Annotated in this window: 19 protein-coding genes; 13 read left to right on the top strand and 6 right to left on the bottom strand. The window is 59.9% G+C overall.

What is annotated here, in order from left to right:
* The first annotated feature begins 1 nt into the window (after position 1).
* Genes cyoB through cyoE form a run of 4 tightly spaced genes read left to right on the top strand, consistent with a single transcriptional unit; the run spans position 2 to position 3,834 of the window.
* Complete coding sequence (gene cyoB, locus GQR90_RS02190; RefSeq protein WP_158772698.1) at positions 2–2,011, top strand: cytochrome o ubiquinol oxidase subunit I; 2,010 nt, start codon at positions 2–4, stop codon at positions 2,009–2,011.
* Between the two features lie 2 nt (positions 2,012–2,013).
* A complete protein-coding gene (gene cyoC, locus GQR90_RS02195) occupies positions 2,014–2,640 on the top strand; it encodes a cytochrome o ubiquinol oxidase subunit III (protein WP_158772699.1) in 627 nt (208 codons plus the stop codon).
* On the top strand, positions 2,637–2,966 hold the full coding sequence (gene cyoD / locus GQR90_RS02200; protein WP_158772700.1) for a cytochrome o ubiquinol oxidase subunit IV: 330 nt from the start codon (positions 2,637–2,639) through the stop codon (positions 2,964–2,966). The genes cyoC and cyoD overlap by 4 nt, the downstream gene beginning before the upstream one ends.
* A 13-nt stretch (positions 2,967–2,979) precedes the next feature.
* The gene (cyoE, locus tag GQR90_RS02205; protein ID WP_158772701.1) at positions 2,980–3,834 is read left to right on the top strand and encodes a heme o synthase; all 855 of its coding nucleotides are present in this window, start codon (positions 2,980–2,982) and stop codon (positions 3,832–3,834) included.
* A 92-nt stretch (positions 3,835–3,926) separates the two neighbouring features.
* Here cyoE and GQR90_RS02210 read toward each other — a convergent pair whose 3' ends face one another.
* Positions 3,927–5,210: an aromatic ring-hydroxylating oxygenase subunit alpha gene (locus tag GQR90_RS02210; RefSeq protein WP_158772702.1), complete on the bottom strand. Its 1,284-nt coding sequence runs from the start codon at positions 5,208–5,210 to the stop codon at positions 3,927–3,929.
* A gap of 418 nt (positions 5,211–5,628) precedes the next feature.
* Here GQR90_RS02210 and GQR90_RS02215 point away from each other — a divergent pair, with 418 nt between their 5' ends.
* The 3 genes from GQR90_RS02215 to GQR90_RS17730 all read left to right on the top strand — a co-directional run bounded on the left by GQR90_RS02215 (position 5,629) and on the right by GQR90_RS17730 (position 9,108).
* The gene (locus tag GQR90_RS02215; protein WP_158775247.1) at positions 5,629–6,729 is read left to right on the top strand and encodes a hybrid-cluster NAD(P)-dependent oxidoreductase; all 1,101 of its coding nucleotides are present in this window, start codon (positions 5,629–5,631) and stop codon (positions 6,727–6,729) included.
* A gap of 273 nt (positions 6,730–7,002) precedes the next feature.
* Complete coding sequence (gene nhaC / locus GQR90_RS02220; RefSeq protein WP_233266395.1) at positions 7,003–8,526, top strand: Na+/H+ antiporter NhaC; 1,524 nt, start codon at positions 7,003–7,005, stop codon at positions 8,524–8,526.
* A gap of 459 nt (positions 8,527–8,985) precedes the next feature.
* Complete coding sequence (locus GQR90_RS17730) at positions 8,986–9,108, top strand: hypothetical protein (protein ID WP_267902040.1); 123 nt, start codon at positions 8,986–8,988, stop codon at positions 9,106–9,108.
* 33 nt (positions 9,109–9,141) lie between these two features.
* Here GQR90_RS17730 and GQR90_RS02225 read toward each other — a convergent pair whose 3' ends face one another.
* A complete protein-coding gene (locus GQR90_RS02225) occupies positions 9,142–10,032 on the bottom strand; it encodes an AEC family transporter (protein ID WP_158772703.1) in 891 nt (296 codons plus the stop codon).
* A gap of 328 nt (positions 10,033–10,360) precedes the next feature.
* Here GQR90_RS02225 and glyA point away from each other — a divergent pair, with 328 nt between their 5' ends.
* From glyA to purU, 6 genes are all read left to right on the top strand, one after another.
* Complete coding sequence (gene glyA, locus GQR90_RS02230) at positions 10,361–11,671, top strand: serine hydroxymethyltransferase (protein ID WP_158772704.1); 1,311 nt, start codon at positions 10,361–10,363, stop codon at positions 11,669–11,671.
* Between the two features lie 92 nt (positions 11,672–11,763).
* Positions 11,764–13,014, top strand: a complete 1,251-nt coding sequence (locus GQR90_RS02235) for a sarcosine oxidase subunit beta family protein (RefSeq protein ID WP_158772705.1) — start codon at positions 11,764–11,766, stop codon at positions 13,012–13,014.
* 25 nt (positions 13,015–13,039) lie between these two features.
* The gene (locus GQR90_RS02240; protein WP_158772706.1) at positions 13,040–13,405 is read left to right on the top strand and encodes a sarcosine oxidase subunit delta; all 366 of its coding nucleotides are present in this window, start codon (positions 13,040–13,042) and stop codon (positions 13,403–13,405) included.
* Positions 13,402–16,497: a sarcosine oxidase subunit alpha family protein gene (locus tag GQR90_RS02245; protein WP_158772707.1), complete on the top strand. Its 3,096-nt coding sequence runs from the start codon at positions 13,402–13,404 to the stop codon at positions 16,495–16,497. The genes GQR90_RS02240 and GQR90_RS02245 overlap by 4 nt, the downstream gene beginning before the upstream one ends.
* The gene (locus tag GQR90_RS02250; RefSeq protein WP_158772708.1) at positions 16,490–17,191 is read left to right on the top strand and encodes a sarcosine oxidase subunit gamma; all 702 of its coding nucleotides are present in this window, start codon (positions 16,490–16,492) and stop codon (positions 17,189–17,191) included. Before GQR90_RS02245 ends, GQR90_RS02250 begins: the two co-directional genes overlap by 8 nt.
* A gap of 168 nt (positions 17,192–17,359) precedes the next feature.
* Positions 17,360–18,235, top strand: a complete 876-nt coding sequence (gene purU, locus GQR90_RS02255) for a formyltetrahydrofolate deformylase (protein WP_158772709.1) — start codon at positions 17,360–17,362, stop codon at positions 18,233–18,235.
* 110 nt (positions 18,236–18,345) lie between these two features.
* Here purU and fhuB read toward each other — a convergent pair whose 3' ends face one another.
* From fhuB to GQR90_RS02275, 4 genes are all read right to left on the bottom strand, one after another.
* Positions 18,346–20,454: a Fe(3+)-hydroxamate ABC transporter permease FhuB gene (fhuB, locus tag GQR90_RS02260; protein WP_158772710.1), complete on the bottom strand. Its 2,109-nt coding sequence runs from the start codon at positions 20,452–20,454 to the stop codon at positions 18,346–18,348.
* Positions 20,441–21,445 (bottom strand): ABC transporter substrate-binding protein, encoded by a 1,005-nt coding sequence (locus GQR90_RS02265; protein ID WP_233266396.1) that lies wholly within the window; start codon positions 21,443–21,445, stop codon positions 20,441–20,443. Before GQR90_RS02265 ends, fhuB begins: the two co-directional genes overlap by 14 nt.
* The gene (locus tag GQR90_RS02270; protein ID WP_158772711.1) at positions 21,442–22,209 is read right to left on the bottom strand and encodes an ABC transporter ATP-binding protein; all 768 of its coding nucleotides are present in this window, start codon (positions 22,207–22,209) and stop codon (positions 21,442–21,444) included. Before GQR90_RS02270 ends, GQR90_RS02265 begins: the two co-directional genes overlap by 4 nt.
* A 62-nt stretch (positions 22,210–22,271) precedes the next feature.
* On the bottom strand, positions 22,272–22,886 hold the full coding sequence (locus tag GQR90_RS02275; protein WP_233266397.1) for an RNA polymerase sigma factor: 615 nt from the start codon (positions 22,884–22,886) through the stop codon (positions 22,272–22,274).
* Between the last annotated feature and the right edge of the window lie 308 nt (positions 22,887–23,194).

Genomic DNA, 23,194 nt, shown 5'->3' on the forward strand with positions numbered 1-23,194 from the left:
AATGCTTGGAAAACTGACATTAGAGGCGATTCCGTATCACGAGCCGATCATCGTGATCGTGCTCGCGGCGGTAATCCTCGGTGGTGCAGCCCTTGCCGGCCTCATCACCTATATGCGCAAGTGGACTTACCTGTGGACCGAGTGGCTGACGTCTGTCGACCACAAGAAGATTGGCATGATGTACATCATCGTGGCACTGGTGATGCTGATACGTGGTTTCTCCGATGCCATCATGATGCGTTCTCAGCAGATGCTGGCGTCCACGGGTGGTGAAGGTTATCTACCGCCAGAGCACTACGACCAGATCTTCACGGCTCACGGCGTGATCATGATCTTCTTCGTGGCGATGCCGTTCGTCATTGGTCTGATCAACGTTGTCGTGCCGCTGCAGATTGGCGCACGTGATGTGGCGTTCCCGTTCCTGAACTCGCTGAGCTTCTGGCTGTTCGTGGTCGGCGTCATCCTGGTCAACATCTCACTGGGTCTGGGCGAATTCGCCAAGACCGGTTGGTTGGCCTATCCGCCGTTGTCGGGGGCTAACTACAGTCCTGGGGTCGGGGTGGATTACTGGATATGGTCGTTGCAGATATCGGGTGTCGGTACCCTGCTGACAGGTGTCAACTTCGTCGCTACCATCCTCAAGATGCGTGCGCCGGGCATGAGCCTGATGAAGATGCCGGTCTTTACCTGGACCGCACTGTGCGCCAACGTCCTGATCATCGCTGCGTTCCCGATTCTGACCGCTACCATCGCGATGCTGACGCTTGATCGTTATCTTGATTTCCACTTCTTCACCAATGATCTTGGTGGAAACATGATGATGTACGTCAACCTCATCTGGGCCTGGGGCCATCCTGAGGTGTACATCCTGGTGCTGCCGGTCTTCGGGGTGTTCTCTGAAGTCATCGCCACCTTCTCCAAGAAGAAGCTGTTCGGTTATACCTCACTGGTATGGGCGACCATCGTCATCACGGTGCTGTCGTTCGTCGTCTGGTTGCACCACTTCTTCACCATGGGCGCTGGCGCAGATGTGAACGCCTTCTTCGGTATCGCGACGATGATCATCTCGATTCCGACAGGCGTGAAGATCTTCAACTGGCTGTTCACCATGTACCGCGGTCGTATCGAAATGACCACTCCGGTGCTGTGGACCCTCGGCTTCATGGTCACCTTCACCATCGGTGGCATGACCGGCGTTCTGTTGGCGGTACCGGGCGCGAACTATGTTCTGCATAACTCGCTGTTCCTGATCGCTCACTTCCATAACGTCATCATCGGCGGCGTGGTCTTCGGTGCGATGGCCGGTATCACTTACTGGTTCCCGAAAGCGACCGGCTTCATGCTGTGCGAGAAGTGGGGCAAGCGCTCCTTCTGGTTCTGGATCGTCGGCTTCTACTTCGCCTTCATGCCGTTGTACATCCTTGGCTTCATGGGCATGACCCGTCGTCTGCAGCACGTCGACAACCCGCTGTGGGTGCCGTACCTGTACGTCGCCTTCTTCGGTGCGGTTCTCATCATGATCGGTATTGCCTGCACCGTGATCCAGATCGTGGTCAGTATCAAGAACCGTAAGCAGCTGCAGGACACCACGGGCGATCTGTGGGGCGCGCGTACTCTGGAGTGGAGCACCACTTCTCCGGCGCCGTTCTACAACTTTGCTCATGAGCCGAAGATCAGTGCTCTCGATGAGTTCTGGGAAATGAAGGAACGTGGTATCGAGCAGGGCGACAAGAAGTCTTATGCGCCGATCCACATGCCGCGTAACGCTGCCGCTGGTGTCATCATTTCTGGCTTCAGCCTGGTCTTCGGCTTCGCGCTGATCTGGCACATCTGGTGGCTGGCCATTGTTGGTCTGGTGGGCATGATCGCTAGCTTCATCGTGCGTACCTTCAACTACGACACCGACTACTACGTGTCTGTCGAGGAAATCGAGCGTGTCGAGCGCGAAGGTCGCGAACGCCGCAGCCTGCCCGGCGCCCGTACACCAATTGACGTAGTGGTTGAGGGGTAATCATGGCGAATAATGCAATGACATCTCATGATGAGGCGCATGGCGCCCATGATGATCACGAGCATCACGATGCCAACGGCCTCAAGGTCTTCGGTTTCTGGCTCTATCTGCTGAGCGATTGCATCCTGTTCTCGATGCTATTCGCGGCTTATGTAGTCCTGAGTCAGGCCTATGCTGGCGGCCCGACAGGTGCTGACATCTTCGAGCTTGATTTCGTGTTGGTCGAAACGGCACTGCTGCTGGCATCGAGCTTCACCTATGGCCTGGCAATGCTGGGCATGAACCGCGGAGACAGCTCCGCGGTAATCAAGTGGCTGATGGTCACCTTTGTCTGTGGTGCGGGCTTCATCGGGATGGAAATCTATGAATTCCATCACCTGATCGTGCATGACATGGGACCGGACAAGTCCGCGTTCCTGTCGGCCTTCTTCGCGTTGGTCGGGACTCACGGCCTGCACGTGACCGTCGGTCTGATCTGGATGGCGCTGCTGATCATCCAGGTCAAGCAGAAAGGCCTGACTGAAGCGCACCGCGGTCGCCTGATGATGCTGAGCCTGTTCTGGCACTTCCTGGACGTTATCTGGATCTGTGTCTTTACCGTCGTCTACCTCACAGGAGTGATGCTATGAGCCATTCCAACAACGATCACAATGACAGCCACGGCAGCGTCAAGCAGTATGTGACCGGTCTGATCCTGTCCATCATCCTCACCATCATCCCGTTCGGGATGGTGATGTTGATGGATGATCCGGGTGTTGGCGTGATCTGGGCCATCTTCGGTTTCGCCATTGCTCAGGTGTTCGTGCAGCTGTACTTCTTCCTGCACCTGGACGGCTCCAAGGAACAGAGCTGGAACGTGCAGGCGCTACTGTTCACTCTGGTGGTCGTAGCTATCGTCGTTGGTGGTTCCATGTGGATCATGATCGAGTTGAATCAGAACATGATGCCCATCTGATAGCGTGAGCCTGATGATCAAGGACTACCTGCGTACCACCAAGCCGGGCATCATCTTCGGCAACCTCATCACCGTCAGTGGCGGGTTTTTCCTCGCCTCTGGTGGCGAGGTGGACTGGGCGCTGTTCATTGCCACCCTGGTTGGGGTGGCGATGATCGTGGCCTCGGGCTGTGTGTTCAACAACTGCATCGACCGCGACATTGACCGTCACATGGCACGTACCCAGGGCCGCGCCCTGGTACTGGGCACTGTCTCGTTCAAGGGGGCACTTACCTTCGGGTGCGTGCTCGGGTTGATTGGCTTCTGGCTGCTGGCCGCGATGACCAATCTCATGGCGTTGATTGCCGTGGGGTTGGGCTTCGTGATCTATGTCGGCGCCTACAGCATGTGGCTGAAGCGCGGGTCTGTGTACGGCACGCTCATTGGCTCACTGTCCGGTGCTGCACCGCCAGTGGTCGGCTATCTCGCGGTGACCGGAGAGGTAGACATGGGTGCGCTGCTGCTGCTGATCATCTTCAGCATGTGGCAGATGCCGCATTCCTATGCGATTGCCATGTTTCGTGTCGAGGACTATCGGGCTGCCAATATTCCGGTCCTGCCGGTCGCGCGCGGCATGGATTATGCCAAGCGTGTGGTGATAGGCTACATCGCCGGTTTTCTTCCTGTGTCGCTGTTGCTGACACTGTGGGGCTATACCGGCATGTGGTACCTGGTGGTCGTGACCATCGTATGCGGTTGGTGGTTGTATCTGGCAGTGTGGCGACTCAAGGGGCAGCCTGATGCTTCCTGGGCCCGCAAGTTGTTCGGATTTTCCATCATCGTCGTGATGGCACTCAGTCTGATGATGAGCCTGGATACCCAGTTATAATCCAGCGATAGAAGTACGAAAAATCCCGCCACCGGTTATCCGGTGGCGGGATTTTTTATGTCGCTATTTTTGTGTCCAAGTCAGGCCAGCCGTCACGCCAGTTGCAGGTGTTGCGGCTGTGCATCGCTCAGAGCCGCTTCTATCTGCTCGGAGTACCAATCCACGAAGTCGACGACACCGAACTCGTAGGTCGAGGAGTAGGGGCCGGGCTGATAGGCCTGAGAGTTGATGCCACGCTGGTTCTCTTCGGCGAGACGACGATCCTGATCGTTGGTCGCGTCCCACACCTTGCGCAGGGTATCCAGATCGTAATCCACGCCTTCGACGGCATCGCGATGCACCAACCACTTGGTGGTGACGCGTGTCTTCTGTGCGCTGATGGGGTCGACGCGGAAGACCACCGCATGATCACCCATGAAGTGATTCCAGGAGTTGGGCAGGTTGAGAATGCGCAACGAGCCCATGTCAGCACTTTTCAAGCGCCCCATCAGTTTCTGGCTGGCGACTCGTCCGTCTTGAGTCATCGAGAACGTACCTTCCAGCAATGGCGTACGTGTCATGCGATTGCGACGACCGAAGCGCACCAATTGGTACGGCACCTTTTCGGCGTCCCAGTCGGCTTGCTTGCGTGCGACCAATTCCTTGTAGGCCAGAGTGGCACGCGGGTCATCGGTATCATCGAATTCCTGTAGCGAGTTCAGCAGCTCCGGGTGCGCACCATTGCAGTGGTAGCACTCACGATTGTTCTCGACCACCAGCTTCCAGTTGGCATCCTCGACGATGGAGGAGGTGCACGCCACCTTGGTGTTCTCCATGTCATAAGGCTTCAAATAGAATTCGAGTGTCTTGAAGAACGGCTCGGCATTGGCAGGTTGCTGCGAAAGATTGATGAACAGCATGCCACCTGCACAGCGCACATGGACCGGATGCAGACCGAACTCCTTGGTGTCGAAGTCCGTTCCCATATCGGAGCCGGCAAACAGCAGGCGACCGTCCAGCTCATAGGTCCACTGATGGTAGCCGCAGACCAGCTTGGCTACCTTGCCGCGCTCGCTGGTACACAGGCGTGAACCACGATGACGGCAGACGTTGTGGAAGGCATGAATACTGTCGCCATCACCGCGCACGATGATGATCGGATTGGCAGCCACGTCCAGCGTCATGAAACTGCCCTTGGCGGGTATTTCACTACTGACCCCGACAAACAGCCATTCCTTGGCGAAGATCTCTTTCATGTCGAGTGCGAATAGCCGTTCGTCGTTATAGAAAGGCTGCGGCAGGCTGAAGCCGGCTCGCCGTTCACTCAGCAACCGCGCGGCGGCCTCACGTACTGCCTGCTGTTGCTGGTCCTGAGCGTGTTCCAATAGATCGCTCATCGCGTTGTCCTCGCACGGTCGATAGGCAGCGATATATCGCTGCCATCAAGAAGTCAGGAAAGAGTCTGGAGCAGACTGGTTGTTTTGGGGCAATGGCGGACATGTCGCAGGGCATCTAGGACGATTCGCCGCACATTTGAGGAGTGTGGCTGAGGTCGGCATTCGACCAATACCTGCCGACGACAATCAGTGACGTATTTCCGACGCATTGATGCGGTATTCAAGGGAGATGCGTTTTTTTGTCGCTGGCGGAGACCACAGGCATGTTTCTGTCGTGGAGGGATAAACGCTCTGGCGGGCGTGATTCGACAATCTGCTGCATGTCCCGCCGTTGGCCGCGCGTACGGCGCACTACTCCAAGAATCGATAAGCCCAAGAATCGACAAGTCCAAGAACAAGCGAGGCCTTCATGAGCGTGATCCCCAGCAATTTCAATCCGGTAACGACCCAGACCTGGAGCAATGGCCGTCACCGCGTGCGCTGCGTGAAGGTCATTCAGGAGACCTGGGACGTCCGTACCTTCTGCTTCATGGCTGAACAGCCGGTGATGTTCTTCTTCAAGCCGGGGCAGTTCGTTACCCTGGAGCTGGAGATAGATGCGCAGCAGATCATGCGTTCCTACACCATCTCAAGCTCGCCGTCGGTACCCTACAGCTTCTCGATCACGATCAAGCGCGTGCCGGGGGGGCTGGTATCCAACTGGCTGCACGACAATCTCAATGAGGGTGACGAGCTGGCAGTGCATGGCCCGGTCGGCAACTTCAACTGCATCGACTTCCCGGCAGAGCGCTTCCTGATGCTGTCCGGCGGCGTGGGTATCACACCGCTGATGTCGATGGCGCGCTGGTACTTCGATACCAATGCCAATGTGGACATCTCCTTTGTGCACAGTGCGCGCAGCCCGCGCGACATCATCTTCTGGCGCCAGCTCGAGTTCATGGATTCCCGGGTGCCGGAATTCAACATGCACATCATCTGCGAGCGCTTCGAGACCGGCCAGACCTGGTCTGGCTATCGCGGCTATTTGACCGAACCGATGCTGGAGATGATCACGCCAGACTTCATGGAGCGTGAAATCTTCTGTTGTGGCCCGACGCCCTACATGAACGCGATCAAGAATCTGCTGCGCCAGCGCGGCTTCGACATGAGCCGTTATCACGAGGAATCCTTCGGTGCGACACCGGTCGAGGTAGAAGAAGATGCCATCGAGCAGGCTGAGCAAGCAGAGGTACAGGCTGAGGAGCTGGACCGCTCCGACCTGACGCGTGTCGAGTTTTCCGCCACCGGCAAGTCGGTGCAGATCGCGCCGGGTGAGACCGTCCACGCAGCGGCGGCCAAGCTTGGTTTGCACATACCCAAGGCCTGCGGCATGGGCATCTGCGGTACCTGTCGCGTACAGAAAGTCTCCGGTGAGGTCGCGATGGAACACAACGGCGGTATCACGGATGAAGATGTCGCCGATGGCTTCATCCTGTCCTGTTGCAGCGTTCCCCAGGGGGACGTGGTGATCGATTACTGAGTTTCATCTCGACTCGCTCAGCCTGACTCAGCTCCTCACAGTTTTCGGTATCGAGTCTCAAGAGGCAGAAGTGGGGCCGAGAGGCAGCAAGATGAAGCGGGGTCCCGAGGACAATCATTGCCAATGAATACCGTGCAAGTGCTTGGCATAAAGTCGTAGAAGATGTCGCATTCAGAGAAGTGAATGCCGCTGCCAGTCATCTGTAAAGGCCCGAGTCAGTTAGCGTGGGGGTACAACAAGTACAACTACAACTGGCTAATGGAGCAAAATCTCATGACTCGGGATGTCGACGCACCGCAACGCCCCTCCCTGGCCATGGCCAGCTTGCCAATTGTGGCAACGCTGGCCGTACTGGCTCTGCAGCTCTTTGTATTTGGTGAATTCACGCCGCATGTGCCGCTGATCTGCGGCGTGGCGATGACCGCACTGGTCGGTTGGAAACTCGGCTACGGCTGGTCGGCCATGGAGGAGGGCATGATGCGCATCGTGCGTGTCGGACTGCCCTCCATTGCCATTCTCATCCTTGTCGGCATGACGGTCGGCGTGTGGATCGCCTCCGGCAGCGTGCCGATGATCATCTACTATGGCCTCAAGCTGATCTCGCCGGAGTACTTCCTGGCGGCGGCGATGCTGCTCTGTTCCGTGGTCTCGGTCACGCTCGGCACCAGCTGGGGCACCGTGGGTACCGTGGGTCTTGCGCTGATGGGCATCGGTGCCGGCTTTGGCATTCCGCCGTGGTGGACCGCAGGGGCAGTGGTCTCCGGCGCCTTCTTCGGTGACAAGGTCTCCCCGCTTTCTGACACCACCAATCTGGCACCCGCCGTGGCCGGTGTGAATCTGTTCGCGCACATTCGCAACATGATGCCCACCACCATCCCCTCGATGCTGATCGCTCTGGTCATCTACCTGGTCGCTGGCAACCTGCTGGCCGCCGGCAAGACACTGGATCTTGATCACATCAACGCGATTACCGAAGGGCTCTCCGGCGCCTTTGAATTCAATGCCTGGGTATTGACGCCGCCGCTGCTGGTGATGGGGCTGGCGATTGCGCGCATGCCGGCCTTGCCTGCGCTGTTCGTTGGGGTGGCTGCCGGAGCCGTTGTCGCCTTCGGGGTGCAGGGTGAGGCCATCAAGGCGTTGTTCGGTTACATGCAGAGTGGCTATACCTTGAATACTGGTGTCAGCGAGATCGACAGCCTGCTCAATCGCGGTGGATTGATGTCGATGGCCTGGGTCATCCTGTTGGTGATGATCGCGCTGGCCTTCGGGGGACTGCTGGAAGTGATCGGCTGTCTTGAGTCGCTGTGCGCGGCGGTGCTCGTCAAGGTGCGCGGTATCTTCGGTCTGCAGGTGGCGGCCAGTTCCACCGCGGCATTGACCAATGTCATCGCGGGTGACCCCTACCTCTCCATCGCGCTACCGGGGCGCATGTATGCGCCGGTCTTCCGTGGTGAAGGTTACTCGACGCTCAATCTGTCACGCTCGCTGGAAGAAGGGGGCACCCTTGTCTCGCCGCTCGTACCCTGGAACGCCAGTGGTGCCGTGGTCATCAGCTCGCTCGGATTGGTCGCCAGCGGTGGCAGTTTCGAAGGGCTGCTCTACATCCCGCTGGCTTTCGCTTGCTGGTTGTCACCGTTGCTGGGGCTGCTGTACACCTTGTTTGGACGCTTCATCGTGCGAGCTGATGACGCCGAACGCGCCGAGTGGGCTGCCAAGGGCTACGCCGTCGTCTCACTGCAACAACTGAGAGATCAGGCCGCGGAAGACGCCATCAAGCCAGTGCCAGTGCGTGCTTGAAGATGGCGAGTGAGTATCTTTGATAGCCTGTCTGCCATCCGTTTCTGTCGAGCCAGAGGTGTGAAAGGATGATGCAGCTAGTCATTTATCGTCAGATCATGGATGGCAGTGTTCACCTCAGAGGACGGCGCAAACCATGTGGAGCGATGGTGCATCTCGTGACTACGCTTCATGTGTTGCCACAGGGAAGATGACGTGCAGGGAAGGAGGCCGCCTCGGGAAATCCCGAATAGCGGCACGGGTACCAAGTATCCGGTGCCATGGCTGATAGTCTTCTGCTTGCATACCCCTCAGCTGCATCTTGAGAGCGAGGGTCTTCCTGGGCCGGTTCGGGTCTGCCACTACAGACCCGAACTCGTCAGAAATGGGTGATATCAAGACAAGGGAACGGTGCGTTATCTCCAGGCCGGGGGATCACGCCAGACAATAACAAGGCTATCTGCAACATCAGGAGGTACCGTGCTGTTCAAGCGTGACGACGGCATCAATACGTCACCCTTGCAGCACCGTAGTTTCTGGCAGGAAAAGTCCGACGACCACGCAAGCTTCACGCTTGCGTGGTTTTTTTATGTGCGCGCTTAAGGCGGAAGGTGGGTCAGGGCGATGAAAAAACGCTCAGTCGGCCATCGCGCCAAGTGTCGCGAGCAGTACCGGTAGATAGATGAACGCCGCAAGCGTCGAGCAGAATACCAGTGTGGCAACGTATTCCGGTTCACGACCTGCCTTCTGGGCAAACATGTAGTTGTAGACCGCCACCGGCATGGCCATCTGCATGATCAGCACATTCAGAGCCAGTGGCGGCAGGCCCAGCAGGCTACCGATACCCCAGGCACAGGCGGCGGCAAAGGGGATGCGCAGCACACTGAAACCGACACCGGCGGCCAGATTCTTGACGCGAATGCTGGCAAGCGAAACGCCCAGCGTGATCAGCATCATCGGCACGGTGAAGCCCGAGATCAGCTCAAGACTGTTGGCGACGAAGCGCGGCATGTGCACATCGCACAGCAGCATGGCGGTGGCGAGCATGCTGGCCCAGATGGTCGGTGAGCGTGAGATGCTGCGCAGCGGGTTACCGCTGGTACTGGCAAGCCAGGCGCCGAGCGTGAACTGCAAAAGCGACATGGTGACCATGATGGTAATGGCATAGGCAAAACCGCCCTGCCCGAAGGCATACAGCGAAACGGGCAGCCCCATGTTGCCGACGTTGGAGAACAGCAGCGGGGCGACGGCGACCTTCCAGGGTTTTCCGATCAGGCGCGCAAAGGGCCAACTCAGGGCCAGCAGTACACCCATCACGAGCAGTGTTGCCAGTCCGGTGCGCAGGAAGCTCGAATTGTCGATCTCCGCGCTGCCCAGTGCATTCAGGATCAGCGCGGGGGTGCCGATATACAGCACTAGCTTGGTGACGAAGGCCATCGGGTATTCATGGCCCATTCTCACCCAGAAGAAACCGATGGCTGCACCACACAGCACCGGTGCCATCACCGCTAGCAGTTCCATCAGCATCAACTCATCCCCCGTCCATTTTGGTATCTGGCCTGCCTCTGCCAGGTGTCACGCGCGTCTGCGTATTTTCGCATATGCCGTCCTAGCATACCTGCGTGCATGGCTCGGGGTGTAGCGCTCTCCGGCTCGCATGACTGCCAGAGGACACGCTTCAGCGCGAGCCAATGTCGCATCTGCGTACGTATGTCGCATTCGCACTGCGTCGTGACGCTGACAAGCAGTTAGTGGCACGTGGGCAGGGCTAGTATCGGGGCAAGCTCATGATCCAGTAGAACGCGATCAACAGCATGGATTCCAAACAACAACGACCGATTACTGGAGGCGCGCAATGTCTCAGCAACATGGCTATAACCGTGATGACCAACTGGCCAGACTCGACCCCGCACTGGCCGAGGCCATTCTTGAAGAGACCGCGCGTCAGGAAGCGCATATCGAGCTCATCGCCTCCGAGAACTATGCCAGTCCGCTAGTGATGGAAGCCCAGGGCAGCCAGTTGACCAACAAGTACGCCGAAGGCTATCCGGGCAAGCGCTACTACGGTGGTTGCGAGTTCGTCGACAAGGTCGAGACGCTCGCCATCGATCGCGCCTGTGCCTTGTTCGGGTGTGATTACGCCAACGTGCAGCCCCACTCCGGCGCCCAGGCCAACGCCGCTGTCTTCATGGCGCTGGTGTCGCCGGGCGACACCATTCTCGGCATGAGTCTCGCCCACGGCGGCCACCTGACTCATGGCGCGGCGCCCAACTTCTCCGGCAAGCATTACAACGCCATCCAGTATGGCCTCACCGAGAGCGGTGAGCTGGATTATGAAGAGATGGAACGTCTGGCACGCGAGCACAAGCCGAAGATGATCATCGCGGGCTTCTCGGCCTATTCCCGCGTCGTCAACTGGCGTCGTTTCCGCGACATGGCGGATGAGATCGGTGCCTGGCTGATGGTCGACATGGCGCACGTGGCCGGCCTGGTCGCAGCGGGCCACTACCCGAGCCCGATCCCGCATGCCCACGTCGTCACCACGACGACTCACAAGACGCTGCGCGGACCACGTGGCGGCTTGATTCTCTCCGCCAACGGCGACGAGACGCTGTACAAGAAGCTCAATGGCGCCGTTTTCCCGGGCCAACAGGGTGGTCCGTTGATGCATGTCATCGCCGCCAAGGCCGCGGCCTTCAAGGAGGCGATGAGCCAGGACTTCGTCAGCTATCAGGCCCGCGTGATCGACAATGCTCGCGTGATGGCCGGCGTGTTCATGGACCGCGGCTATGACGTCGTCTCCGGTGGCACCGATGACCACCTGTTCCTCGTCTCGCTGATCCGTCAGGGTCTGACCGGCAAGGATGCGGATGCCTCACTGGGCCGTGCTCACATCACCGTCAACAAGAATAGCGTGCCGAATGATCCGCAGAGCCCGTTCGTGACTTCTGGCCTGCGCATCGGCACCCCCGCTGCGACGACTCGTGGTTTCGGCGAGTCCGAATGCGACGCACTGGCTGGCTGGATCTGTGATCTGCTGGATGCCCTGTCAACCGGCGAGAGCGAGCGCGTGGAAGCCGAAGTGCGCGCCAAGGTCGAGGAGGTGTGTGCCCGTCTTCCGGTCTATCGCGAGGCGACCGTGACACCCACTGCCGCCCTTGCCTGACCGCAATACCGCGTCATTGAACAACACAATAAGCGGCGCCCGTGACGCAGAGTCATCGCGGGCGCCGATATAAGGTTTCAGGAGGGTGGCAAATGCAGCGTTACTCGGGATTCGGGCTGGTCAAGCATGCGCTCAGCCACCATGAGAATTGGCAGAAGATCTGGCGCAGCCCAGAGCCCAAGAAAGAATACGATGTCATCATCGTCGGCGGCGGTGGCCATGGTCTGGCGACGGCCTATTACCTGGCCAAGGAACATGGCATCACCAATGTCGCGGTGATCGAGAAGGGATGGCTGGGCGGCGGTAACACCGCGCGTAATACCACCATCGTGCGTTCCAACTATCTGTGGGACGAGTCTGCAGCGCTCTACGAACACTCCATGAAGTTGTGGGAAGGCCTGTCACAGGACCTGAACTACAACGTCATGTTCTCTCAGCGTGGCGTGCTAAACCTGGGCCACACCCTGCAGGACATGCGTGATATCCAGCGTCGTGTGAATGCCAACCGCCTTCAGGGCATCGATGGCGAAGTGCTGGATACCCAGCAGGTGCAGGATCTGGTGCCGGCGATGGATTGTTCCGCTAGCACGCGCTATCCAGTCCTGGGTGCCTCATGGCAGCCGCGCGGCGGTGTCGCGCGTCATGACGCGGTGGCCTGGGGCTTCGCACGTGGTGCCGATAGCCTCGGTGTTGATTTGATCCAGCAGACAGAAGTCACCGGCTTTCGCAAGCAGGATGGCGCCATCGTTGGCGTGGAAACCTCGCGCGGTTTCATTGGTGCCAAGCGTGTCGGCGTCGTCACGGCCGGTAACTCTGGCGTGATGGCAGAGAAGGCTGGCTTCCGCCTGCCGCTGGAATCACACCCGCTACAGGCGCTGGTCTCCGAGCCGCTCAAGCCGATTCTCGATACCGTGGTGATGTCCAACCACGTGCACGGTTACGTCAGCCAGTCTGATAAAGGCGATCTCGTGATTGGTGCCGGTATCGATGGCTACGTGGGCTACGGTCAACGCGGTAGCTACCCGACAATCGAGCATACCGTGCAGGCGATCATCGAGTTGTTCCCGATCTTCTCGCGCGTGCGCATGAATCGTCAGTGGGGCGGCATCGTCGATACCTGCCCGGATGCTTGCCCGATCATCTCCAAGACACCGGTCAAGGGGCTTTACTTCAACTGCGGCTGGGGGACGGGTGGTTTCAAGGCCACGCCTGGTTCCGGCAACATCTTTGCCTGGACGCTGGCCAAGGGCCGCGCTCACCCGCTGGCTGAGCCGTTTGCCTACGACCGCTTCAATAGCGGCAAGTTGATCGATGAACATGGCGCCGCTGGCGTCGCGCACTGAACCTGCCGTCAGGAGACGACCGACCATGATGCATATCTTCTGTCCCTACTGCGGCGAGCTGCGCGAGGAAGAGGAATTCCACGCCAAGGGCCAGGCGCATATCGAGCGCCCGCAAGAGCCGGAAGCCTGCTCCGATACCGAGTGGGGCGATTACCTGTTCTTCCGCAACAACCCACGCGGTATCCACCATGAGCTGTGGATTCACGCTGTTGGCTGTCGCAAGTATTTCAACATCACCCGTCACACCGTGACCTACGAGATTCTCGAGACGTATCGCATGGGTGAACTGCCTGGCATTACGGCCGAGACACTCGCCGCTGAGCAGCTAGCACAGTCAGCAGCATCCGCTGCCAGCTCGACGACTCAACAGACAGGAGACGCGCGGCCATGACCGAAACACGTACACCCTCACGCCGCACCTCCTCCGGTGGTCGCATCAATCGTGAAACACCGCTGAACTTCACCTTCAATGGCAAGCGTTATCAGGGCCTGGCAGGCGATACCCTCGCCTCGGCCTTGATGGCTAATGGTGTTGATGTGCTCAATGCCAGCTTCAAGTACGCCCGCCCGCGTGGTCTGGTCGCGGCCGGTGCTGAAGAGCCCAATGCCATCCTGCAGCTGGGTAGCACCGAGTCAGGCCAGGTGCCTAACGTGCGAGCCACTCAGCAGGCGCTGTATGACGGGCTTGAAGCTCATGCCGTCAGTGGCTGGGTCAAGTCTCAGAAAGATCTGATGAGCCGCTTCCTGCCGCAGGTCGGCAAGTTGGGTGGCAAGTTCATGCCGCCGGGCTTCTATTACAAGACCTTCATGGCACCGGCATCACTGTGGATGACCTACGAGAAGTATATCCGCAAGGCCGCGGGGCTTGGGCGTTCACCGCTGGAGAATGATCCTGACATCTATGATCACCTGCACCAGCACACTGATGTGCTGGTGATTGGCTCCGGCCCTGCTGGCTTGATGGCGGCGCTGGTCGCGGCGCGTAGCGGTGCACGCGTCATTCTGTGTGATGAGCAGGAAGAATTCGGTGGCTCGCTGCTATCGATGAGTCGCGATTGCGTTGATCAGACACTCGACGGCCAGCCGGCCAGCGAATGGCGTGACGCCGTGCTGGCGGAACTTGAAGCCTGTGAGGATGTGATGCTGCTGCCGCGCACCACAGCCAACGGCTATCACGATCACAACTTCGTGACCCTGCACGAGCGCCGCACCGAGCATCAAGCGGATCTCGCACCGGCCAATGCACGTGGTGCACGCCAGGCACGTTCACGCCTGCATCGTGTGCGTGCACATCGCGTCATCATGGCGACCGGCGCGCATGAGCGGCCGTTGGTCTATTCCCACAACGATGTGCCGGGCAACATGATTGCCGGCGCTGTCACCACCTACCTCACTCGTTTCGGTGTAGCGGCGGGCGACAAGCTGGTGCTGTCGGTCAACAACGATTACGCCTATCGCGCTGCACTGGCATGGAAGGCGGCTGGTCGTGACGTGGTCGCCATCGCTGATGCACGTTCTGCCCCGAGCGGTGCTCTGGTCGAGGCGGCACGCGCGGCGGGCATTCGCATCATCACAGGTGCTGCAGTGATTGAGGCCCAGGGGGATCGTCGCGTCACTGGCGCCCGTGTGGCTGCCATCGATATCGATGGTTTCAAGGTCACTGGTGAAGTGGAAGAGTTGGTCTGTGACACCATTGCCAGTTCCGGTGGTTACAGCCCTGTTGTCCACCTGGCAGCGCATACCGGCGCGCGTCCGGTATGGAGCGACGAAGTGCATGGCTTCCTGCCAGCGCTCGGCGCGCCGATGCTCAAGGGCTTTGATGCCTGCGGCGCCGCCAATGGCAGCTTCTCGCTTGAAGATGTGTTGGTCGCGGCGTATGCCAGCGGCGTCACTGCTGTTGAAGCCTGTGAGTACGCCGTCGCAGAAGCGTTAGTGCCGGTGGTATCAGCGCTGAATGAGTCACCAATATTGCCGTTCTATCAGGTGCCGCACGACAAGCCGACCGCGCGTGCCCCCAAGCAGTTCGTTGATCTGCAAAACGATGTCACGGCGGCCGGTATCGAGCTTGCGACCCGAGAAGGTTTCGAGTCCATCGAGCACGTCAAGCGCTATACCGCGATGGGATTCGGCACCGATCAAGGCAAGCTGGGTAACGTCAATGGCATGGCCATCGCCGCCCGCTGCTTGGGCCAGACCATTGCTGATACCGGTACTACCGTGTTCCGCCCCAACTACACACCGGTGACCTTTGGCGCCATCGTCGGCCGTCACTGTGGTGCACTGTTTGATCCGATGCGCTACACCGCCATGCACGAATGGCATGTGGCACAAGGCGCGAAGTTCGAGGATGTCGGCCAGTGGAAGCGTCCGTGGTACTACCCGCAGGGCAGTGAAGACATGCACGCTGCGGTTGAGCGTGAATGCCTGGCCGTGCGCGAGAAAGTCGGTGTGCTGGATGCCTCGACCCTGGGCAAGATCGACATTACCGGTCGCGATGCACGTGAGTTCCTCAATCGTATCTACACCAACGCCTGGGCCAAGCTTGCAGTGGGCAAGGCGCGCTATGGCCTGATGTGCCGCGATGACGGCATGGTGATGGATGATGGTGTCACCACCTGTCTGGCGGAAGACCACTTCCTGATGACCACCACTACCGGTGGCGCCGCGGCGATTCTCGAGTGGATGGAATTGTGGCACCAGACCGAGTGGCCGGAGCTGGATGTGCAGATGACCAGCGTGACCGATCACTGGGCAACCCTGACCGTGACGGGGCCTGAAGCACGAGCACTCGTGGCTGAGCTGACCGATATCGATCTTGATCGTGATGGTTTCAAATTCATGGAGGTGCGTGAAGGACTGATTGCCAACATTCCGGGCCGTATCTTCCGCATCTCCTTTACCGGCGAGCTGTCCTACGAGCTCAACGTGCCGGCCAACTATGGCCAGTACGTGTGGGAGACACTGTTCGCCAAGGGCGAGAAGTACGGTTTGACGCCTTACGGCACCGAGACCATGCACGTGCTGCGTGCCGAGAAGGGCTTCATCATCGTCGGGCAGGACACCGATGGCTCGATGACGCCGGAAGATCTGGGCATGCAGTGGTGTGTCGGCTACAACAAGCCGTACTCGTGGATCGGCAAGCGCGCACTGACACGCCCCGATACTCGTCGCGATGACCGCAAGCAGATGGTCGGCCTCATCCCACGCTGCAAGAAGGCGGGTGACGAGCGTATCGTGCTGCAGGAAGGCGCCCAGATCGTGTTTGATCCGGAGCATGCCATCCCGATGCCAATGGTCGGCCACGTGACCTCAAGCTACTACAGCCCGACGCTGGGACACGGTTTTGCGCTGGCGGTCGTGAAGGGGGGCTCTGCCCGCATCGGCGAGACGGTCTTCCTCCCTCAGCTGGATGGCAGCACCCTGGAAGCCGAAATCACGGCACCTGTGTTCTACGACAAGAAAGGGGAGCGCCAGCATGTCTGATGCCATCACACTCGATCCGCAAGCCAGTGCTGCACAGCATGGCGCCGCACAGGACGTCAGCAGCTCACAGACATCAGTGATCGACCAGCGCCCGACATTGGATGTTCATGCGAAGACGGCCCGTTCACCGCTAGCCCATCTGTTCACCGCTCGCGCGGATTCAGAGGCCGGTGTCGTGTTGGAAGAGAAGGCCTTCCTCGGCCATCTGACCCTGCGTGGTGATCCCGCGCAGGCAGGCTTCGCCGAGGCGGTCGAGACGGCATTGGGAGTGGCGCTGCCGCTCTCGCCGTCCACGCTCAACCTCAATGATGCTGGCGTCTCGGTCCAGTGGTTGGCACCGGATGAATGGTTGATCATCGTGCCCGGTGACGAGGCGTTTGCCTTCGAGAAGGCGCTGCATGAGCAGCTGTGCGGTCGCTATCAGGTCGTCAATGTCAGCGGTGGCCAGACGGTTGTCTCGCTGAGCGGTGCCGAGGCCCGCCAGGTGTTGATGAAGTCTACGCCGACGGATGTGCATCCACGGGCCTTCCCGGTAGGGCGTGGTGTGCCGGCCGTGTTTGCCAAGGCAACCCTGATTCTGAGACGGACCAGTGAAGACGAGTTCGAGCTGGTGATTCGCAGAAGCTTTGCCGATTACCTCGGTCGCTGGCTGCTGGATGCCAGCGAGGAATTCGGGGTCTGCATCAAGGCCTGAGGCAGAGCCGAAATATCAACGCATCAAGGCAAGTGACAGTCATGAGGCGGGCTTCAGAAATACTGAAGCCCGCCTCAATATTATTGGGTTGTCGCGCTAGGCCCCGGATGCAACGCTGATATCGCTGCTTGAAACAATAGATACCTCTTACACGACAGGCACCTGCACATGCGTGATACCTGGATTCTGACCGCCCAATGCCCGAGCCGCATCGGTACCGTCGATGTGGTGACGCGCTACCTGCGTGAGCAGGGCTGCTATATCACCGAGCTCAGCTCCTTTGATGATCGCCTTTCCGGCCGATTCTTCATTCGTGCCGAGTTTCGCCCTCAGACCGAGCAGGGCGAACTGCGGGAAGACTTTGAGGCCAGCGACTTTGAGCAGAATCTGAGCACGCGCGCCGCTGATTTCGACATGGCGGTCAACTTGAGTGCGCCGGATGAGCGCATGAAGGTCGTCATCATGGTGTCGCGTTCCGATCATTGTTTGAATGATCTTCTGTACCGCCATCGTATCGGTCAGTTGCCGATGGACATCACCGCGGTGGTTTCCAACCATCCGGACATGGCACCGCTTGCCGAATGGCATGGTCTACCGTATCACCACTTCCCGATCACGCCGGATACCAAGGCCGAGCAGGAAGCGCAGATATGGCAGGTGGTGCAGGAGACGGGGGCAGAGCTGGTGATTCTGGCGCGCTATATGCAGGTGCTGTCGAGCGACATGTGCGAGAAGCTCTCGGGTCGTGCGATCAATATCCATCACTCGCTATTGCCGGGCTTCAAGGGCGCGCGTCCTTACCATCAAGCCTACGACAAGGGCGTCAAGCTGGTAGGAGCTACTGCCCACTACATCAATGATGATCTCGATGAAGGGCCGATCATCACCCAGGGTGTCGAGACAGTGGACCATGCCCATTATCCGGAAGATCTGGTCGCCAAGGGCCGTGACATCGAGTGTCTGACGTTGTCGCGTGGGGTGCGCTATCACCTCGAACGTCGCGTCTTTCTGCATGATAAGCGCACGGTAGTCTTTGGCAATTGAGAGCAGGAACCTGATCCGCGTGCCGTTTTTCGCTTGATCAAACACAAGCCGCCCGCGATCCGATGATCGCGGGCGGCTTGTGTTTCAGCGTTTCTCTGAGGCACGTCACGTCAGCTTGGCTTGCGCAAGCTCCACAGGAAATAGCTACCGCCGATCAACGAGGCCATCAGGCCTGCTGGAATCTCATACGGGAAGAGCAGCTGACGCCCCAGCCAATCGGCCAGCACCATCAATAGCGCGCCACAGAGTACTGCGCCCAGCATGTGATCACGCGCACGACTCAATCCCAGCAGTCGCGCCAGGTGTGGCGCTAACAGACCGACGAAAGACAGCGGGCCGACGATCAATGTCGCGAGTGCGGTCAGCAAGGCCACGATGCCTAGCAGACAGAGGCGCGCGCGCGAGACGCCGATGCCCAGCGCACTGGCACTTGCCGTCCCCAGCGGAAGAATATCGAGCCAGCGTGCCAACGGCCGGAGCATCAGCACACTGATGACGGCCAGTGCCAGTACCACAACTGCCGAGGTTAGCTCCACGTAGTAGGTGGAGCCCGACAACCAGGCGAGAATCTGCTGCCCTCGCGGGTCACCGTCAGCGAGGATGATGCCGCGCACGGCATCGTAGAGGGCAGTAATCGCCACGCCACACAGCAATACGCGCTCCGGAATGAAACCACTCCTGTGATTGAGCAGCACCAACAGCGCCAAGCACAGCAGAGCACCACATACCCCGGCCGCCAGTAGGGTCAGTTGGCTGGCGCCAGGTACCAGTAGCAGCGTCAGCATCAGCGCAATGGCAGTACCACCACTGATACCGAGAATCTCGGGACTCGCCATCGGGTTGTTGGTCAGGCGCTGGAGTAACGTGCCAGACAGCGCCAATAACACACCTGCCCCCGCAGCGGCCAATACCCGCGGTAGCCGCCATTCCAGTACCGATAGCTGGCCGTGGAGCCACTCGCTGTCGAGGGTCCAGCCACTCGCCGTGTTGCCGCTGATCAGTGCTGACAGCACTGCCAGCAGCACTCCGATAGCCAGCAATATATGTAGCTTCTCCGGATGCGGATGGCGGCGGACCAGCGATAGGCCTGCGCTGATCGGTCCCGTGCCCTGCGCCATCTTCAGGCGCGGAATCAGCCACAGCAGCAGCGGTGCACCGAGAGCGGCTGTCATCGCACCCGTCGGGATCAGTTTCGGCAGCAGGCCGTCGAGATTGGCGACGACGAGGTCCGTCACTGCCAGCAGCAGTGCGCCGAACAAGGGCGCCCACAGCAGGCGCTGGCCGAGACGCCGTGCCCCCATCAGGCGCACGCAGGCCGGTGCCGCCAGGCCGATGAAGCCGATGATGCCTAGCACGCTGACCACGCAAGCGCTGAGAAAGACGGCAAGCCCAAGGCTCATCAGGCGCAACTTGCGCAGCGAGACACCGAGGCTTCTGGCGTTGGCCTCGTCGAGGTCCAGCACCGCCAGCGGACGCATCAACACAAGCGCCAGCAACATGCCGGGAATCAGGCGCGTGACCAGCGTGATCACGCCATCCCAACTGTTCTGAGCCAGTGAGCCCGCGCCCCAGACCAGCGTGCCGTGCAGCGCTTCCTGATTGAACAGCAACAGCACCATGCCCAGCGCACCGATATAAAGATTGACCACCAGTCCCGCCAGCACCACCACGGTAGGCGACATCCCGCGAGCCCACGCTAGCGCGAACACCAGCCCCATCGCGACCATTCCGCCAATCAGCGCGACCCATTCACGCCCAAGCTGCAAGCCACCCTCTGCCATGCCAGTACCGGCCATCAGCGCGGGAGCAAACAGCGTCGCCAGCATCATCGCCAGACTCGCACCACTGGCCACGCCCAGCGTGGTGGGGGCGGCCAGCGGATTGCGCAATACCTGCTGCATCAGCACGCCGGCCATGCCAAGCGCACCACCGGCCAGCAGCGCGCAGACCAGTCGCGGCCACCAGCTGACGTGCGCCACCAGTTGCGCAGAGAGCAGCGCACTGTCTGCCTGACCCAGATTGGCTGCATCCGTGAAATCGGGGGGCGTCCACAGTGCTATCAGGCCCTGCATCAGGCTCAGGCCATCGCGTGTCAGTGCCAGGCTGCCCAGAATCACCAGTGCCAATCCCAGCAGGCTGCAGGCTCTGCCGGGTGTCAGATGCAGAAGGCGATGATCTCTGGACGCCCGGCCTGTTGCGGCCTGTTCAGTGATCGCCATCGTGCGTCTCTCCGTGAAGGTCGGTGTCAGTGCGAGCGGTCGCGTGTTCGCCGGATGTCAGCAGTCGAGTGGCGAGCATGGTCGCGAAGCGATTGGCTGAGGGCAGGGCACCGAAGCTCCAGACTGGCGGCAGGAACAGCGGCGCGGAGGCATCGCTGTTCTCGCGAACGCCGGGCAAGGCTTGCCAGAGACCATTGCGCGCCAGTGCTTCATATCCGCCGGAGGGAAGGGGTTCTACCACCACCATCCGCCCCTTGAGCGTGACCAGCTTCTCGAGACTGACGGTGGCAAAGCCCCAGGCGTTGGTATCGCCCTGCCAGGCATTGGTGATCCCCATGCGGTCGATCACGGCCTGAAACAGGCTGTTGTCACCGAAGATGCGCACGTGGCGATCATCCATGAACTGCACCATCAGCAGTGGCAACGGCACCTGGCCCTCGCGGGCGCTCTGGTGGCGCAGCGCGGCATTGTAGCCGGCCATGGTGGTGACACTGGTGCGGACCAGCTGTTCGGCCTGCGTCTCGCGCCGTGTCATCTTGCCCAGCTGGCGGGTCGCCTCGATCAGCGTCTGCCAGGTGTCCGCCTCTGGCGTGTAGAGGACGATGCTGGTGACAGGCGCGATGGAAGACAGCCGCGGCGTCAGGCTGGCTAGCATCGGGCTGATCAGGATGTTGTCAGGGGCGAGACGCGCCAACTGTTCAAGATTGGGCTGGGTGCGCAGGCCGAGATCGCGCGTGCCCGCAGGTAGCTCAGGTTGACCGACCCAGCTGCGATAGGTCTCTACCTGTCCGACACCGATGGCGCGCACGCCAAGGCCGGTGAGCGTTTCGGCCAGTGTCCAGTCCAACGCCACGATAGGACGGTCCACAAAGCCTGCCGACACTGGTGTCAGTGGTGTTGCGCTGGCGTGAGCGCCGGTACCTGTCAGCAGCAGAAATACCATCATGAAGTGAGCGACAAGCGCGCCAGCGCCTCTGCAAGTCACCGTCATACCGGCACCGCAATCTGATGCGCACTCTGCGGGGGGGCGATGATCTGCATCTCGACGCCATAGATATTCTGCAGTGTGGTAGCAGTCATTATCTCACTGGGCGGACCTTCTGCCAGCACTCGCCCGCTGTGTAGCGCCACCAGGCGGTCGCAGTAGCGGGCGGCCAGATTGATGTCGTGCAGCACGATGATGATACCCAGGCCGAGCGTATGGCTCAGGTGCGAGACCAGCTCCATTACCTCGATCTGGTGCGCGATATCCAGCGCGGCCAGTGGCTCATCCAGCAGCAGATAGCGGCTACCCTGTGCCAGCAGCATCGCAAGCCAGACGCGTTGACGCTCACCGCCGGAGAGGGTGTCGACCTGCTGATGGGCAAAGGCTTCGGTATGCGTCAGGGCGATGGCGCGCTCGATGGCGTCGTCATCCTCTGCTCCTGGTCGTCCCAGCAGGCCATGCCACGGGTAGCGACCGAAGGCGACCAGCTCGCGGCCGGTGAGTGACTCAGCGGCAGGAAGTTGCTGTGGCAGATAGGCCACGGTACGGGCAAATTCACGATTGCCAAAGTCCGCTAGCGGGCGATCATCCAGCAACAGGCTACCGGAGGTCGGTGTCATCTGACGTGCCAGCAGCTTGAGTAACGTCGACTTCCCGGAGCCATTGTGGCCGATTAGCCCGTGGACTTTCCCTGGGGGGAAATTGAGGGCTTGAGTCTCCAGCAGACAGCGCTGGCCGAGTGCGAAGCGAAGGTGATCGAGAATGAACATGGAAGCTTCCGTCAGCCGCCTGCGAGGCGGTGCTTGAAGGTGAAAGTTCTCAACGTGAAAGATCAGGTACCTGAAATGTCTGCACGGCCGGCGCGTCGAGCCTCACAGGATGAGTTGGTGTCGGACTCGAGGCACTGCCCCTTCTCATTGCGATAGCATCCGGCGGCCGTCAACCGCCCAGCGCAGTGCTGTTGCGCCTGCTGAACGTAGCGTCCCGCCATGCGCTCCGAGACCGAGAGTCGCTCGCCGATCTCGCGCTTGGTCAGACCTTCCAGACGATGCCAGGTCAATGCTTGGCGAACATGGCTCGGCAATTCGGCCAGCGCGTCGTTGATGACTTGCAGTTTCTGGCGACGGGCGAGGCAGCGTTCAGGGTCAAGATGAGACGCGGCGACACGTTCATCATCGTCTTCCATCTCCTCGAAGACCGGAGCCCGCGACTGGTGGCGGTGATGATCAATGATCAGATTTCGCGCAATTCGGTATAGCCAGGCGCGCGGATTCTGTGGCCAATCCCCTGTCATTCTGAGGCGCAGATACACTTCATGGCACATGTCTTCCGCCAGCTCATGAGAGGCCAGCTGGCGAGTCAGGAATCCGGTCAGCTCCTGGCGATGCTCGGCAAACAGCTGGTCCAGCGAGGCCAGGCAAAAGAGGCTTGTCGACCCTGATACCACCGAGTGTTGCGATACCTGCGGCGCATGAGACTGCCGTTGAGTCGGCGTTGCCGCGCACTCAGGAGGCCGAGTTGGTGGTGATTGGAGTGCGCAGGGAGAGGACATTCACGGCTCGCAATGAGAGATTGTCGTGATGGGGGCACAATAGTATTGATGTTGCGAATCATTATCAATGCATGAATGTCAGACACGCCCATGACCGCCTGCGGAGATACCGGAGGCGGTCATGGGTGTAGTGCTTGTCTTGCGCTCCAATCGTGACCTACCCAGGCAACATCATGCCTCGGGCGTCATCAAGACCAGAGTGA

The organism is Cobetia sp. L2A1, assembly GCF_009796845.1.
Taxonomy (GTDB): Bacteria; Pseudomonadota; Gammaproteobacteria; order Pseudomonadales; family Halomonadaceae; genus Cobetia.